The sequence below is a fragment of the Silvimonas sp. genome, assembly GCF_031291215.1.
Taxonomy (GTDB): domain Bacteria; phylum Pseudomonadota; class Gammaproteobacteria; order Burkholderiales; family Chitinibacteraceae; genus Silvimonas; species Silvimonas soli.
In genome coordinates, this window is record NZ_JARLJK010000009.1 from 77,284 (window position 1) to 93,609 (window position 16,326).

Annotated in this window: 15 protein-coding genes; 8 read left to right on the forward strand and 7 right to left on the reverse strand. The window is 57.4% G+C overall.

From position 1 onward, the window contains the following. Positions 1-3: 3 nt before the first annotated feature. The 3 genes from P4L78_RS00555 to P4L78_RS00565 all read right to left on the reverse strand — a co-directional run bounded on the left by P4L78_RS00555 (position 4) and on the right by P4L78_RS00565 (position 2,393). Complete coding sequence (locus P4L78_RS00555) at positions 4-501, reverse strand: surface-adhesin E family protein (protein ID WP_309326253.1); 498 nt, start codon at positions 499-501, stop codon at positions 4-6. Positions 502-512: 11 nt separating this feature from the next. Next, positions 513-1,406 carry a glycine--tRNA ligase subunit alpha gene (glyQ, locus tag P4L78_RS00560; protein WP_283150895.1) on the reverse strand — a complete coding sequence of 298 codons (894 nt, stop codon included), beginning with the start codon at positions 1,404-1,406 and terminating at the stop codon, positions 513-515. A 72-nt stretch (positions 1,407-1,478) separates the two neighbouring features. Further along, the gene (locus P4L78_RS00565) at positions 1,479-2,393 is read right to left on the reverse strand and encodes a LysR family transcriptional regulator (RefSeq protein WP_283150894.1); all 915 of its coding nucleotides are present in this window, start codon (positions 2,391-2,393) and stop codon (positions 1,479-1,481) included. 97 nt (positions 2,394-2,490) lie between these two features. Between P4L78_RS00565 and P4L78_RS00570 the strand changes: the two genes are divergently transcribed. From P4L78_RS00570 to yaaA, 8 genes are all read left to right on the forward strand, one after another. Next, the gene (locus P4L78_RS00570; RefSeq protein WP_283150893.1) at positions 2,491-3,606 is read left to right on the forward strand and encodes a YeiH family protein; all 1,116 of its coding nucleotides are present in this window, start codon (positions 2,491-2,493) and stop codon (positions 3,604-3,606) included. Between the two features lie 213 nt (positions 3,607-3,819). Then, on the forward strand, positions 3,820-5,727 hold the full coding sequence (locus P4L78_RS00575) for a transglycosylase SLT domain-containing protein (RefSeq protein ID WP_309326254.1): 1,908 nt from the start codon (positions 3,820-3,822) through the stop codon (positions 5,725-5,727). 30 nt (positions 5,728-5,757) lie between these two features. Beyond that, complete coding sequence (locus P4L78_RS00580) at positions 5,758-6,717, forward strand: complex I NDUFA9 subunit family protein (protein ID WP_309326255.1); 960 nt, start codon at positions 5,758-5,760, stop codon at positions 6,715-6,717. 117 nt (positions 6,718-6,834) lie between these two features. Continuing rightward, positions 6,835-7,089, forward strand: a complete 255-nt coding sequence (locus P4L78_RS00585) for a hypothetical protein (RefSeq protein ID WP_283150890.1) — start codon at positions 6,835-6,837, stop codon at positions 7,087-7,089. Between the two features lie 27 nt (positions 7,090-7,116). Next, positions 7,117-8,118: a 2-hydroxyacid dehydrogenase gene (locus P4L78_RS00590; protein ID WP_283150889.1), complete on the forward strand. Its 1,002-nt coding sequence runs from the start codon at positions 7,117-7,119 to the stop codon at positions 8,116-8,118. Then, positions 8,115-10,361, forward strand: coding sequence for an ATP-binding protein (locus P4L78_RS00595; protein ID WP_283150888.1), 2,247 nt, complete (start codon positions 8,115-8,117; stop codon positions 10,359-10,361). Before P4L78_RS00590 ends, P4L78_RS00595 begins: the two co-directional genes overlap by 4 nt. A gap of 95 nt (positions 10,362-10,456) precedes the next feature. Further along, the gene (locus P4L78_RS00600; RefSeq protein WP_283150887.1) at positions 10,457-11,089 is read left to right on the forward strand and encodes a response regulator transcription factor; all 633 of its coding nucleotides are present in this window, start codon (positions 10,457-10,459) and stop codon (positions 11,087-11,089) included. 98 nt (positions 11,090-11,187) lie between these two features. Beyond that, positions 11,188-11,946, forward strand: a complete 759-nt coding sequence (gene yaaA, locus P4L78_RS00605) for a peroxide stress protein YaaA (protein WP_309326368.1) — start codon at positions 11,188-11,190, stop codon at positions 11,944-11,946. A gap of 76 nt (positions 11,947-12,022) precedes the next feature. Here yaaA and P4L78_RS00610 read toward each other — a convergent pair whose 3' ends face one another. The 4 genes from P4L78_RS00610 to P4L78_RS00625 form a co-directional block, all read right to left on the reverse strand. Further along, a complete protein-coding gene (locus P4L78_RS00610; RefSeq protein ID WP_309326256.1) occupies positions 12,023-12,586 on the reverse strand; it encodes a hypothetical protein in 564 nt (187 codons plus the stop codon). Between the two features lie 17 nt (positions 12,587-12,603). Next, positions 12,604-14,574 carry a hypothetical protein gene (locus P4L78_RS00615; RefSeq protein ID WP_309326258.1) on the reverse strand — a complete coding sequence of 657 codons (1,971 nt, stop codon included), beginning with the start codon at positions 14,572-14,574 and terminating at the stop codon, positions 12,604-12,606. A gap of 214 nt (positions 14,575-14,788) precedes the next feature. Beyond that, complete coding sequence (locus P4L78_RS00620; protein ID WP_309326260.1) at positions 14,789-15,478, reverse strand: YigZ family protein; 690 nt, start codon at positions 15,476-15,478, stop codon at positions 14,789-14,791. Then, complete coding sequence (locus tag P4L78_RS00625) at positions 15,450-16,280, reverse strand: arylamine N-acetyltransferase (RefSeq protein ID WP_309326262.1); 831 nt, start codon at positions 16,278-16,280, stop codon at positions 15,450-15,452. Before P4L78_RS00625 ends, P4L78_RS00620 begins: the two co-directional genes overlap by 29 nt. Between the last annotated feature and the right edge of the window lie 46 nt (positions 16,281-16,326).

Sequence of the window (16,326 nt, forward strand, 5' to 3'; positions counted from 1 at the left end):
GATTTACTCGTTCGATTTTTCAGCTTGTTGGTCCTGGTGCTTCTCGATCAGGCAGACCTGACGCACGAAGTCCGAACCATAAGTATCGGGAGCGGGAGTTTCAAACTCCCACTGATAACCGGGGACGTCATACCGGGCGACGATTTCGTCGTCTTCGGTACGCAATTCAACGGCAATACCGGCCATGCGCCCGCTCGGGCAGTGTATGGCCTGGCGCATGTACTTTTTGCGGTACTCGCCTTTGGACGTGCCATCGACTTGGGTTTGTTTGAAGTGCTGGAGCATCCACACATAGGTGTATTGCGAATCGGCGTCGCGCTCGTTGTGCGAGATCGATTTGATATCGGCCAGCACTTCAAAGTCTTCCATTTCGCCGTAGGAGCGCCAGTCTCCGTGCGTGGGCACGGGTTGCGGACCAGTGGTGCCATCGTCAAATTTGCCACACGCCGCCAGCATGACCAGCAGAGGTATGGCAAAGACAAGACGGCGCACGACGCTCATCGGCGTCGGCCTCAGACCGGCGTTTTGCACATGGGGAAACCCAGTGCTTCACGCGAGTCGTAATAGGCTTGCGCCACCATGCGCGCCAGCGTGCGGATACGGCCGATGTAGGCTGCGCGTTCGGTCACCGAAATCGCGCCGCGTGCATCCAGCAGGTTGAAGGTGTGCGCGGCTTTCAGGATCATCTCGTAGCCTGGCAGCGGCAAACCGGCTTCCAGCAGGGTGCGGGCTTCACCTTCAAAACTGTTGAACAGACTCAACAACAATTCGACGTTGGAGTATTCAAAGTTGTAAGTGGATTGCTCCACTTCATTCTGGTGATAGATGTCGCCATAGGTGACTTCCTGACCATCGGGATAACGCGTCCAGATCAGGTCATAGACGTTTTCTACACCTTGCAGGTACATCGCAAGACGCTCGGTGCCATAGGTAATTTCGCCCAACACCGGCTTGCAATCCAGACCGCCCACTTGCTGGAAGTAGGTGAACTGGGTGACTTCCATGCCGTTCAGCCAGACTTCCCAGCCCATGCCCCAGGCGCCCAGTGTCGGGTTTTCCCAGTCGTCTTCTACAAAACGGATGTCATGTATGGTCGGGTCAACGCCCAGTTCGCGCAGCGAACCCAGGTACAAGTCCTGGATGTTGTCTGGCGAAGGCTTGAGCACCACCTGGAACTGATAGTAGTGCTGCAGGCGGTTGGGGTTCTCGCCATAGCGGCCGTCTTTGGGGCGACGCGAGGGTTGCACGTACGCGGCATTCCACGGCTCTGGGCCGATGGAGCGCAAGAACGTGGCGGTATGCGAAGTACCGGCACCCATTTCCATATCGTAAGGCTGCAATAGCGCGCAGCCCTGGCGGGCCCAATAGCTTTGCAGCGTAAGCAGTATTTCCTGAAAGGTCAGCATTGCGTAGTTCTCGGCCCGGTGGGCGTGGTGACTCTAAACCCGCTGATTCTACTTGTATTTGGCGGTTTTCGGCTATTTTGCCGCGCTCGCTGTACCAGGAGATTCCTCGGCAAGTAGCGCCATGCACCAGGCGTGAAAGCGCTGCATGCCTTGCGTGGGGATTTTATCGCGGGCGCGGATCAGATAAAAATGGCGGGTTAAATCCAGCTCTGGCGTGGCCAGCGCAATCAGCTCGCCGCGAGCCAATTCGCCTGAAACAGTCCGGTGTGACAAACAAGCCAGGCCCAATCCTGCGCGCACTGCGCCCTTGATGGCTTCACTGGTGCCTAATTCCAGCGCCACCTCCAGACTGCCCGCCAGCGGTAATAATGCCCCGCTTAATACCTCACGCGTGCCTGATCCCGGTTCGCGCAATAACCAGCGCGCCGTGGCCAGCTGGGTGGGCGACACGGATTGACCGGCCCAGGTATGGTCCGGTGGCGCCACTACGACCAGTTCATCGCGTAACCACGGTTCCACTGTGATACGCCCGTCATCGCTGATTCCCTCGATCAGCCCGAGGTCTGCACGATATTCCGCCACGGCCTGCACGGCATCGGCAGTGTTGCCAATGGCCAGCTCAATGCGGTTGTCCGGTGCCTGTTGCAAGAAACGGGCGACCAATTCTGGCAATACGCGGTTGCCGATGGTGGAACTGGCATATAGACGCAATCGTGCCGGCGCATCGGTGCGAAATCGTTCTTCAATCACGCGGGCCTGTGCGAGCAAGGCTTCGGCTTGGGGCAACAACCAGCGTCCGTGTTCGTTAAGCTCTACCCTGCGGCCGACCCGATCAAACAATTGCACGCCAAGGCGGCGTTCCAGTTCGCCCAAGGCGCTGCTGGCTGCGGACTGCGACAACCCTACCTGCTCCGCTGCAACGGTGACCCCGCCAGCGCGCGCGGTAGCCAGGAAAATTTCCAGTTCACGCAAGGTCAGTTTGATCATCGATTTTTCCGATCAGTCTCAATGAAACTATTGGTTATTAATATATAACCAAACTGAATAACATGGGTTTGTCTTTTCTGTAGCCAGGTGGCAAACCGTGGATTCCCTTAGCAAAACAGCTAATCCAGCACTTAACCAGCATGCGTTGGCCGATGCGAGTCTTTTTTACGCCAACTGGGGCATGGCGCTGTTACAGCATGCGCCCGGGTTGTTGCTGACGTTGCTATTCGCTGCGGTGGCCAGCTGGTTGGCTGGCCTGCCAGCAATGCAATCCACCGGCTTGTCCGCACTCACACTAGCCATCGTCGGTGGCATGGTGCTGGGCAATACGTTTTATCCCGCCATGGGTGAGCGTTGCGGGCCGGGGGTGAAATTTTCCAAGCAAAAACTGCTGCGGCTGGGGATCATTCTGTATGGCTTTCGTCTGACATTTCAGCAAATTGGCGCGGTCGGTATTTCCGCTGTGCTGATCGACGGCTTGGTGCTCTCCAGTACGCTGGTGCTGGCTTATCAGGCTGGTACGCGGATTTTTGGGCTGGATCGGCAAACCGCGCTGTTGATCGGCTCCGGTAGCGCGATCTGTGGTGCCGCCGCCGTGCTGGCGACTGAACCTGTGCTGCGGGCCAAACCTTCGACTGTCACCATCGCCGTTTCGACCGTGGTGGTGTTTGGTACTGCGGCCATGTTTCTGTATCCGGCGCTTTACCCGCTGGCCCAGCACCTGGGTTTGCTGGCTACGCCGCAGGCATTTGGTATCTATACCGGCTCGACCATCCATGAAGTGGCGCAAGTTGTGGCGGCAGCCAGCCAGGTCAGTCCGGCCACGGCGGACACGGCCGTGATTGCCAAAATGATCCGGGTCATGATGCTGGCTCCGTTCCTGGTCTTTGTTTCCTGGTGGGTGGCGCGGGCTCCGCAAGCGGGTGAAGAGAAAGCCAGCGGCGGCATTACCATTCCGTGGTTCGCACTGATCTTCATTGTCATGGCGGGCGTGCATTCGCTGGGCTGGGTGCCCAAGCCGATGGTCAACGCTTTGCTGCAACTGGATACCGTTTTGCTGGCCATGGCCATGGCCGCTCTGGGGCTGGATACCCGCATCACCGCCATCCGGGCGGCGGGGGTAAAACCACTGTTACTGGCGACGACGCTGTTTGTCTGGCTGATTGCTGGTGGTGCCGGGATCAACCTCGCGGTGCGTGCACTACTGCAGTAGCAATTTGCAGGACGGCACTTACAAGAATGGAATGGTGTGTCGTTCAGGATGGGGAACGTGTGATCGAGTGGTTTGTCTAGCCTGAACCTCGTACTTGCTGACACAAAAATGACCTGTGACACGGTGCGGGGCATGCCCTATGCTTCGGCAAAGCCAGTGCTGTATTCAAATCTGCACTTTCGCGCCATCCCATTCCGTTGAGTCGCCGGTTTCATGAAACTTCCCGTATTCCTTTGCCTGTTGGTTGCCAGCATCGGCGCCCATGCCCAGATTGATCTCTCCGCGCTGCGTGAAGCCGCCCGCAGTCGCGATATTCCGGCGCTCAGTCGCATGGCTGACAACGCGCAGAACGACCCGCTGGAGATGTACCCGCGTTATTACTTGCTCAGTACCCAACTGAATACCGTGGCACAAGAAGACGTGGACGCTTTTTTTGCCCGGTTTGACGGCACGCCGCTGGCCGAACGGCTGCGTCAGGATTGGCTAAAAGAATTGGGTCGGCGCCAGGACTGGGCGCATTACGTGGTCGAGTTTCCCAAGCTGGATTCACCGTCGCTTGATTTGCAGTGCCTGAATGCCCAAGCCCGTATCGCGGCTACCGGCAGCGCAGATTTGAGCAAATTGCGCGGCTTCTGGTTTGCCGATAAAGGTCAGCCGGAAAGTTGTGGCCCCATCTTCGAGAGTCTGTTTTCTGCCGGGCAGCTAACGCAAGAAGATGCCTGGCTACGCATCCGTATGGCTTTGTCGGCTGGGCGCAACGACTTTGCCACCCAGCTGGCTCCGCGAGTCGGGTTTCCGTCCGAATTGACCGGGCGCGTGTTGGGGCAGGCCAATTCGCAACCGCAAAAAGCCTTGGGCAAGCTGGATTACAGTCACCGTGCGGGTCGCGAAGTGGCGCTGTTTGCAGTTCAGCGCATTGCTCGTACCGACCCGGATGCCGCAGCACAAGCGCTGGATAGCCTGAAAGAAAAATTGCCGGAAGCAGATCGCCGGTATGGCTGGCAGCAAATTGCCGAAATCGCTGCCAAAAAACAGTATCCAGAAGCCAGCGGCTGGTTTAGCCGTGGCGGACTGGATGGCCTGGATGCCGATGGTCGGGCATGGTCCGTGCGCGCCGCTTTGCGCGTGGGTGACATGACCGCCGTGCTCGATCGCATTGCCGCCATGCCGGCAGATCAAGCCGCCGAAAACGCTTGGCGTTACTGGTATGCGCAGGCTCTCAAACGTGCCAATCGGGCGCAGGAGGCCGCACCTATCCTGCTGAAATTGTCTGACGGCGATGATTTCTATGCCTTGCTCGCCCGTGAAGAAGCCGGTCCGGCGCTGGAAGCCACGCCATCGCCCTATTTGCCGACGGACACTGAAATCAAAACCGTAGGCGCCAAGCCGGGCGTGGTGCGAGCCCTGGCGCTGTTCGGCCAGAACTGGCGGGTTGAGGGCAATCGCGAGTGGAACTGGGCCATGCGTGATCTGAGCCCGCAAGAACTGGTCGCCGCTTCTACCTTGGCCGCACGCAACAAAATTTATGATCGCTCGATCTATTCGGCTGAACGCGCCAAACCGCTATCGGGTCTGGTGATGCGTTTCCCGACGCCTTATCGCGAGCAGATCGAACGCGAAGCGCGGGCGCAGAATCTTGATCCGGCCTGGGTATACGGCTTGATTCGGCAGGAAAGCCGCTTTGTGGCGGACATCCGCTCGGGCGCAGGGGCCAGCGGTTTGATGCAATTGATGCCTTCCACTGCGCAGTGGGTGGGCAAGAAAAACGGCCAGAAAAAACTGGATATCAGCAGCCTGACCGATCCGGACACCAACGTGGCTTATGGCGCGTTTTATCTGCGCTATATTCTGGACCGCCTCGGTGGCCAGGCCATTCTGGCTACCGCAGGTTACAACGCCGGGCCAGGGCGGGCGAAAGCCTGGCAGGATGACACGCGGCAGCTGGACCCGATTGTCTATATTGAAACGATTCCGTTTGAAGAAACCCGCGACTACGTAAAGAAGGTGATGGCCAACGCCCAGTTGTACGGCGCATCGTTTGGCGAGTCCGAATCTTTCCACACGCGGCTGGCGCCGATTCCGGGCAAAAACGTAGATGCGGCGACCATCGACGCCCCCTGATTGCAGGGGTAAAGCGGGCAAGGAGTGCGCATGGTTCAGAGTCTGGTACTGCACCCGGTACTGTTGATTGGTGGCAGCGGCTTTATCGGCCGCGCTCTGGCCGCACGGTTGTGTCGTGTTGGTTATCCGGTAACCATTCCCACCCGGGATCGCGAACGCGCCCGGGAGCATCTGCTGACGCTGCCACGGGTTGAGCTGATCGAAGCCGACGTACACGACCCGCTTGTGCTCAAGCGCCTGGTTCGCGAAGCGCGAGTGGTGGTCAATCTGGTTGGCTTGTTACAAGGCAGCCAGCGACAGTTTGAGCTGGCTCATGTCGAACTGACGCGGCATATCATTGCGGCCTGCCAGGCCAATGGCGGCCGACGCTACCTGCACATGAGCGCGTTGGGCGCGGACCCGGCCGGGGCATCAATGTATCAACGCAGCAAGGGCGCGGCTGAGGCATTGGTGCGGCAAAGCGAACTGGACTGGACCATCTTTCGGCCATCGGTGGTATTTGGTGAAGAGGATCGCTTCCTCAATTTGTTTGCTGAACTGCAAAAGCTGGCACCGTTGCTGCCTTTAGCCGGTGCGCATGCCCGCTTTCAGCCGGTATGGGTGCAGGATGTGGTGCGGGTGTTTGAGACTGCCCTGCATCGGCGCGACTGGATCGGGCAAAGTTTCGATCTGGCTGGCCCCAAGGTCTACACGCTGGCCGAACTGGTGCGCTATGCCGGTCGCTTGAGTGGGAATGCGCGCCCGGTATTGCCATTGCCGGATTGGGCGGCGCGGTTGCAGGCGGCGGCGATGTCCTTGCTGCCTAATCCACCGCTGAGTCGTGACAATCTGGATTCGATGCGCGTCGATAATGTGACTGATCAGCCTTTCCCGGATATTCCAGGTTTCAAGCCTACCGCGCTGGAAGCGGTGGCACCAGGCTGGATGGCCCATGCCGCACGCGGCAGCAAGTATGCGCACTTTCGCAGCAAGGCCGGCCGCAAGCCTTAGCCAGCCCACGCGGGCGGGCTCCACCAATCAAAATGCATTTTCCGCGTTTCGCTAGCCCGACAATCCGCCTACACTGGTTTTCGACTATCAATTTTCTTCTATCAAGGAGTGTTTCCCATGGCTCAAATCATGCTCGGCAACCTGCCGCCAGACGTTACCGTGGATGAAGTGCGTACCATGTTGGCCGACCTGGGTGTGCCCGACATGGGTGAAATCACGCTGGCAGAAGGCTTGGGGGAACGCACCGCAGCATTGGTAACAATTGATCGATCGGATACCGATGTCGGTGCCATTGCACGCCAACTGGAAGGCCACCTCTGGCGTGAGCGCACCTTGCAGTGCGCCCATACTTCGCTGGGCTGGGGCAATTAGGTCGGGCGCTGCCCTGAGGATAAGTGGATGCGCATCGCTGTTTTTGATACCAAACGTTATGACCGGGCGGGGCTGGAAGCCGCCAACAAGAAATTTGGCTACGAGCTGGCCTTCTTTGAAGATCGGCTCAATGGCACCACAGTGCCGCTGGTGGCTGGGTTTGATGTGGTATGTCCGTTCGTTAACGACCGGCTGGATCGTGCCGTGTTGCAGGAAATGGCCCGTTTGAACGTACGGCATGTGGCATTGCGTTGCGCCGGTTTCAATGGCGTCGATCTTGCCGCCGCTGCCGAGTTTGGTGTCACGGTGACGCGTGTGCCCGCATATTCGCCTGAAGCGGTGGCCGAACACGTGTTCGCCTTGCTGCTGACGCTGGTACGCAAGACGCATCGCGCCTACCAACGTATTCGCGAAGGCAATTTTTCGCTGGATGGCCTGGTTGGCTTCAACCTGCATGGCCGCACTTTTGGCGTGATTGGCGCTGGCAAGATCGGCGTGGCAGCGATGAAGATCGCCAAGGGTTTTGGCTGCCGGGTGCTGGCGTATGACCGCTTTCCGTCAGCCGAGCGTGCTGCCGAGATCGGCTGCGAATTTGTGGATATGGATACCTTGCTCGGGCAGAGCGATATCGTGTCATTGCACGCGCCGCTGACCCCGGAAACCCAGCATCTGATCAACGCCACTACGCTGAAAAAGATGAAGCAGGGCTCGGTCATCATCAACACCAGTCGCGGCGGATTGATTGATACCAAAGCATTGATCAAGGCGTTGAAGACCGGCCAGTTGTTTGGCGTCGGGCTGGATGTGTACGAGTACGAAGAAGGCGTGTTCTTTGAGGACCTGTCGCATGAGGCGCTCAAAGACGACATGCTGGCGCGGCTGACCACCTTTCCCAATGTGATGATCACCTCGCACCAGGGTTTTCTGACGGATGAGGCGCTGGCCGCCATCGCGCATACCGTACTGGAAAACATCACTGCATATCAAAATGGACAGCCGTTGGTGAATGCAGTAAAACCCGGTGCATGAGTTCACCCCATCGCTTCGCGCGCTGGCTTCCACTGATTCCCGGGCTGCTGGCCGGCGTGTTTACGCTGGCTTTCGCAGCCTGGCTTTTGCAATCGCGTGACGAAGCAACCAGTCAGCGCTCTACCTTGCTGGAACAGGATCTGCTGTGGCAAAAACAAGCCATCGAACAGCAGATCACGTTCGATTTGCAATCGCTGGCCGGGCTGGCCGCCACGCTCAATATCACCGATCTAAGCGAGCCGATATTCCAGGCCCGCGTGCAGTCGCTGATTCAGTCCAGTCCGGAGATTGCCAGTTTCTCCGTGCAGAACGGGCATGGTTTGGTGCTATGGCATGCCGCGACCCAGAACAACTGGTCGGTACCCTATGAGGGCGCTGGAGGCTGGGGTGAGGTGTCGGTGTCGCATGGCGAACCCAAAGTCACTTACGCCATCGCCACGCCAGATCGGCGGCGCTTTATTGTTGCGGTGTTTGCGCTTGATACGCTGCTGCAGCAACAGGTGCCGTGGTGGATTGCCCAGCGCTACCAGATATCGCTGATCGACGCGAACGGTCATCCGCTCGCTGCCAAGTTCCAGCGGCAACTGGACACCACCGGCATTAGCCACACCATTCAGCTCACCGCGCCGCCGCTGGAGATGAAGCTCAAGGGCGATCTCTACGCCGGGTCGGTTTCCGCCACCGGTGACATCCTGCCTGCATTGATGCTGGTGTTGGCCATCGCCATGCTGGCTTCCACCGCCGCGCTCAATCGCATGATCAAGGTGCGTGCGCAGGCGGAAGAACAACTCAAGGCCGAGGTCGCATTTCGCCATGCGGTGGACACTTCGCTGGTGTCCGGCATGATCGCGTTCGATCGCCGTGGCCGCATCATTTACACCAATCGCGCTTTTGGCGAGATGGTGGGCTACAGCGCCGAAGAACTGCGCGAAACCCGGCCGCCGATGCCATATTGGCCGCCCGAAGAAATCGAGCGCTGCCAGGCCACTTACGATGCCATTGTTGCGGGACATGTCGAACCATCCGGTTTTATGGTGCGACTGATGCGCCGTAATGGCGAACGCTTTGACGTGCGTATCCACGCCTCACGCCTGGTCGATGGCGATGGTCACCACATCGGCTGGATGGGCTCGCTGCATGACGTAACTGAAATCCGCCGCGAGCGCGAAGCGCTGCAAGCCTCGCACGAACGTTTTGTGGCGGTGCTGAATGGCCTGGATGCGTCGGTGGCGGTCACCGATGCTGAAACCGGCGAATTGTTGATGTCCAATCTGCAGTTCGATCGCGCCTTTCAGTTGCCGGATCTGCGCGGACGCTGCTGTATTGTGCCGCTGGTAGTGCGCCGGGCCGAGCCTCCGGTGGATGCCGAGTGGTACGACACTTATCGCGATCACTGGTATCAGGTAAAAAGTCGCCAGAGCACTTGGGTGGATGGTTCTGCGGTATGGCTGGAGATTGCCACCGACATCACCGCACTCAAGAGCGCCAGCGAGCGCGAGCGCCAACAAAACGAAGCGCTGCAACAAACCGGCCGCCTGATCAGCATGGGTGAAATGGCTTCCAGCCTGGCGCACGAACTGAATCAACCGCTCGGTGCCATTGCCAGTTATGTCTCGGGTTGCCGCAATCTGCTATCCAGCACTGCGCCAAATTTGCCGCAGCTGGGCCAGGCGCTGGACAAAATGGGCGAACAAGCCAAACGCGCTGGCCACATCATTCGCGGCATTCGCGAGTTCGTACAACGTCGCGCGCCGCGGCGGCAGCGCTGTGACATCAACACCTTGCTGGAAACCGTGCTCGGTCTGCTGGGGCATGAGATCGTGCGGCGTGGTGTGGAAATTTCCATTGCCCAGAACGAAGGCATGCCGCCCATCTATGCCGATGCGGTGATGCTGGAACAAGTATTGTTCAATCTGATCAAGAACGCGCTGGAAGCCATGGATGCCACCCCGCGTGACCGGCGTACCCTGGCCATTGGCCTGTCGCGTGATGACGAGATGCTACGGGTGACGATTGCCGACCGTGGCGTGGGGATTGCGCCAGAACAACGCGAACAATTGTTCAAGCCATTTTTCTCGACCAAAGACACCGGTATGGGCATTGGCCTGAATATTTGCCGATCCATTATCGAACATCATCACGGCCGGATGTGGGTGGAAGAAAATCCTGGTGGTGGTACGCGTTTCATCTTTACGGTACCGTTCCCAACAACGGACGAAGGGTTGGTTGAGCAAGATTTGTAGTCGAAAAACGGAAACTACTTTTTTGGTCGTCACAAACGCGTTATAAAGGCGCACCTCACGGAACGTGCATTGATCATGACTCAAGGAGCAAACCCATGAAAGCCAACAACTTCGGCCGCATCGCGATCGTGGACGACGACGACGCCCTGCGTGACGCACTGGCCTGGCTTTTTTCTACCCGCGATCACGAGGTACAAGCTTTTGCCTCAGCGGAATCGTTCCTTGCTGACTACGCGCCCGAGCGCTTTAGCTGCCTGATTCTGGATGTGCGCATGCCCGGCATGAGCGGCACCGAATTGTTTGAACGCCTGAAAGAGTATGCCTATACCCCGCCAGTCGTGTTTCTGACTGGTCACGGTGACGTACCGATGGCGGTTGCCGCGCTGAAAGGTGGCGCGGCCGATTTCGTAGAAAAACCCTTCAGCGATAACGAAATTGTTGATCTGGTCGAAAGCTGTCTGCGCGCCGACACCACGCGCCGCAATCAGTGGCAAGCCAAACACGCCGTAGAAATTCGCTTGTCCACGCTGACGCCGCGTGAACGCGAAGTGATGAAGCTGATCCTGACTGGCCGCCTGAACAAACAAATTGCCGATGATCTTTCGATCAGCATGAAAACGGTGGAAGTACACCGAGCGCGTATTCTGGAAAAAATGCACGTCAAAACAGCAATGGAACTCGCCGCCTTGCTGCGCGATGCGCAAATCAATACCCAACAGCCGGAATAACCCCCGGTTTAGCAACAAGAGCAACAGTAATGAACCAACCGTTGACCGCGCCATTGGCGGCCACTCCTCGCAAAACCCGCCAGCGCGCGGGTTTTCTGATGGTGATCTCGCCCGCCAAAACGCTCGATTTCACCTCGCCGCTCGTAACCAGGCGGCATACTCAACCCGCTTTCCTGGATCGCTCCGCCGAACTGGTCGATATCCTCAAGCAAATGACGCCAGCGGATATGGGCAAACTGATGGATATCTCGGACGAGTTATCCGTACTGAACGCAGGTCGCTACCAAAGCTGGAAGCGCCCGTTCACCGCCCGCAATTCACGGGCTGCGGTGTTGGCGTTTATGGGTGACGTTTACGAAGGGCTGGGTGCTGCGCACTTGAGCGAGCCGGATTTCGATTATCTGGAATCTCACCTGCGCATCCTCTCCGGCCTTTATGGCTTGCTCAAGCCGTTTGACCTGATCCAGCCCTATCGTCTGGAAATGGGGAAGTCGCTGGCTAACCCGGCGGGTAAAAATCTGTATGCCTGGTGGGGCGATACGCTGACACAAACACTCAACGCGCAAAAGCCAAAAGTGCTGGTGAATCTGGCCTCGGACGAATACTTCAAATCGATCAAGCCCAAATTGCTGAACTGCCCGGTAATTACCCCGGTGTTTGAAGACTTCAAGAATGGCCAGTACAAGATCATCAGCTTCTACGCCAAACGCGCCCGCGGCCTGATGGTGCGCTACGCGGCATTGAATCAGCTGGACGATCCGCAGCAGCTTAAACATTTTGATCTGGAAGGCTATGCATTTGTGGCGGACGGCAGCGACGAGCAGCGATGGTTGTTTCGGCGACGACTGGCGGAATAAATTTGCGCGAATGCGATACGCAAAAAAGGCCGCCCGTAGTTGAACGGGCGGCCTTTTATTTTCTGCCAATACTGGTTTATTCACTTAGCTGGCGTAGATACCAATCGCCGCGCGCTTCCTGATCCTGCCCGGAGTTGGCCGGAGCACTCACACTGAGCAGTTCAAATTGCCAGCGCACCCCCTGCGCATCTTTCAGAATGACGGGCTGCGCCAGATGGATAAGGCGTATTGAACCGTCACCCGCGTTGAGCGAATAGCGGCCTGCAGGCTCTATCTTCAAGCGCCAGGGCGCGATGATTTCGCTGCCAGAGCGACCTCGGGAAACCAGCACCAGCCAAGGCGTTGGCACTCCCGCACGCGTAAATCGTGCAAAAGTTACTGGCCCAGCCGGATTGGGCAGGCTCATCAGCGAGATATTCTGCTGGCCGAGCTTGCGGGGCAGCGAAGCTGGCCAACCTGAAATCGTCACTGGCTGATCCAGCCGAAAGCGCAAAACCTGCTGTCGATCCACCGCGGGCAATGCGACCTTGGCCTCTTGGGGCTGAAAAGTGGCGCCCTGGATCTGCAATGGGGTTGCTGCGTTCGCATGAGTGAGCGCAAACGCCAGCAATCCGTGGCAAACCCAGAGCAGGTTTTTCATGGTTTTCATGCTCACCATTATGGATTGAGCGCGCGCAGGTGCTTGATCAACAAGGCGGGTGGCGCATCTTCTCGTGCTAGCGGGCGCCGGGTATTGAATACCGGATCATATGGCGTGCTCGGCAATGCAGAGGAAGCAGATTTGATGCTGGCGCCATTAAAATGCGCCACACCGTACTTATTGATTGCCAGTACGAGGTTGGCCCAGTCATTGTAATCGTGCATCTGGGTGAAGCTAGTATCCATGCCCTCGTCCACAATATGAAAACGATAGGTGCCAGTCGTATTGTGGCCATTCAGATCCCAATCGCCGTAGGCGTTCGCGCCTGCGCCGCGACCGATCACCAATGATTCATTCAGCAGGTTTTCGTCCAGCAATGCACCAGTGCCGTCAGAGTAATCCATCTTGAAAGTGGTCGTCGCGGGGCCGTCATGCATGACTGCCGGGTAATAGGCGGTGTTGTTAATGCCCGGCACAAACTGGGCAGGTGGATTCGATTGCAGGCTGAGGCTGTAAAGGTAATAACGCTCATTGACCTCAGACAAACCGTTGCTGTTGGTGGCTTGATCGGCGCCGGTTGGGTCTTTGGGTAAACCATACAGCTGATACATGTAGTTCATGACGCTGTAGTAGTTTGGCTTGTAGTTGGTGGATTCGTCTCCACCGTGTTGCAGGCCCAGCGTATGACCCAACTCATGCATGATGGTCGCGGCCTGATAGTTGACCAACATGTTGGTATTGGCGGCATTGTTGGTATTCAGATTCCAGCCACCCAAGGTGACCACCAGGTCCGGCCCCAGCAATTCGGCAACGCCCGAGGAACTGTATGAGCCGTCCAGGTTCTGGCTATTGGCCATCAGCAAATAACGGAACATGGCCTTGCGACGGTAATCGAACGCAGCCGATTTGATTGTGTTTACATCGGTGCATTGACTGGTGGAATACACAGTTGTACATGGCACCAAGGCTCGCTTGTTGCTGACCGCGCCACTGAGGTTGAAGTTAACCGGATCAAATGCGGCGGCGAACAAGTTACCAGCATCAAAGTGAACGGCGATGTTATGCGCCCTGAACGCTGCAACCACATTCTGCAAGGCTTGCTGCTGAGGCGTAATGCCCGGGTCAGTGCTGTTCATGTAATCAACCTGGATGAACAGATCGCGTTGGCCGGGGCGTGCACCCATGCTGTACAAGTCGATGCCGCTGTAAGTGCCACCGGAGACTTTGGCGCTGTCGGGAATACCATCGGCATCGCTGTCGACCACGCCGGGGCCAACGTCATTGGGGCCGCCAGGCGTCGAGAAATTCACCGCCGTCCAGTCGGTGCTGGTGTGCGTTTGCGTGAAATTGCTATCAAGGCGAACGATAGACGAGCTCAGAGTGTTGATACCGTTTACATCAGAAGTCTTGGCAAATGCAGGGACGTTCGCGCCGATCCACATACCGGAACTGATCGGTGCAGTCGACTCACTCCCAAACCGGACAAAGTCGGTTGTCTTGCCATTTGCCAGTAACTCGACGAAACCCGCAGCGGTGCTCCAGCTTGGAACGTAGCCGCTGGCATCGCTGATATAAGTCACATTGCTGTTGTTCACCAGCGTCGGGTCGACTTTGCTGGCGACCACCACGCGACCTTGATCGGGGATAGTCAGATGGGGCAGCGCAAACGTTTCAATTGCGGGTGCTGCTGGCGTACCGTTATCCGGATTGATTGCCCGAGTTCGCACGGAATAGCTGGCCAGATCAATTGCGTGCCCAGTCTTGTTGTAAATCTCGAACCAGGCCGCAGTGTTGTAGTACGCGTTGTTGCCGACCTCGCTGATGAACACGCCGGTCAGTGTCGCTGGGGTGGGTACCGGAGTTACGGCTGCGGCTTGGGAGGGCGAACTATCGCCGCCACCGCCGCCTCCACATGCTGTTAGCAACAGCGTGGTGAGTAAAGTGCCGGCAACAACAAGTTTCCGGCTTTGTTCAAGCAAAGATTCCAAGAGGGTGTCCCTGACTTTTTATGGGTGGTGGCATGACCGGGGCCATGCTGTTTCGACTATATTAGTGAAATCTGATGTTTTTGTGCAATCTTTGTAAGAAATAGAATGGATAAACGTAACAGTCTCATTTGATACTAAATCTGCAGGCGATCCGGCAAGCCCGTGAGGGGAAGGTGTTGAGGCTTGTTTAGACAGGTTTTTATGCCATTGCGATTTATCGGGCTGATGCAGCGGCATCCACAAATCGCACCTGACCTTGGGTCAGGTTTTGCAAGTTTTCTTCTACTATTGCTTGATCGCTTGCATTTGTTATAAAGCAAAGTCTTACAAGTTTGGCGTGAGAAAAAGCGGTCAGTAAGTGTCCGGATTGCATCAGCCAGTGGCGTACACGGGCTTCATCGGCATAGGGAATCTCGATCTCGATGGTGACCTTGGCCGTGAGTAGAACCACTTGGGCCTGTTTAATAGCGCTGGCAATTGCATCGGTATAAGCGCGGACCAAGCCGCCAGCGCCTAGCCGTATTCCGCCGTAATAGCGCACAACCAGACCGAGCACGCCATCCAGATGGTGATGCTGAAGTACGCTCAGCATCGGACGCCCGGCAGTGCCGGAAGGCTCACCATCATCCGACATGCCAGATTCACCTCCAGCCAGCAAAGCCCAGCAGACATGGGCTGCGGCGGAATGCTCGGAACGTGTGCGTGCGATGATTGCCAAAGCAGCAGCACGGTCTGCCACAGGCAGGACGCTACCGAGGAAGCGGCTCTTTTTGATTTCCAGTTCGGCATGCACTGGCGCGGCAAGCGTATAGGTGGGCATGGTGGTGGCGCGGGTAAAACGCCATTTTAGCGGCTGCGCATTCTCTGGGGTGGGATCAGACCAGCTGGAGTGCGGGTTGTTCACTGATCCGCAGGTACAAACTCTCTGCCTCGGTGTGATCCAATACGATATGCAGATGCTTCTCGATTGCGTCGCGTAACTGCTGCGATGATGTCAACAGTGTTTCTTCGCGCACGCCATTGCTCACCTGCGCCACACGCAGATTGTTGAAGGTGACACGAGCACGTGGGCCGGTCAGGCGCAGGGCCATCAGATTGTGCAGGAACGGCGAAGTTGGGTGCGTCGACGAGTAGTAGTTGGACATGACACAGTCCGCCGGGTAAACCTCGACCAGATCAAACCAGTAGAGGGTCTGCCATTCGCCCTTGATCTGGCTTTGCAGCAGATACCCATCGCCATAGGGCTGATAGCGCAAAGTGTCCATTTGTGTGAAAGGCTGTTCGGTCTGCAATACCGCCGCTTCAACCAGACCGCGCGCGCCAAAGCTCACATCTATCATCCAGCGTTGGCGCTCAATCAATACCGATATCACGTGGTGAGTGCGTGGACGTTCTTCCGGCCCGACTCCGCTACCGGCCAGCATCTTGCCCAGATGAAAATGCGTGTCGTAACCCAGCTCGCGTAACAAGCAACCGAACAGGCCATTGAGTTCGTAACAGTAACCGCCACGAGCACGTCGCAGCACCTTGTCGACGACCTTATCCGGGTCGAGTTCGGGCGGACGACCGAGCAGAACTTCGATGTTGTTGAAGGCAATGCATTGCTGGTGGGTATTGTGCAGCAGGTTCAAGCGCGCTACCGGGTCGGCGGGCAGGCTGTCTCGCGTCAGGCCAAGACGCTGCAGATAAAGGTTGATGAAGTCCATGCGGTTTTCCATGTGGGCACCAGACCATCATAAGACACCAAAGCCG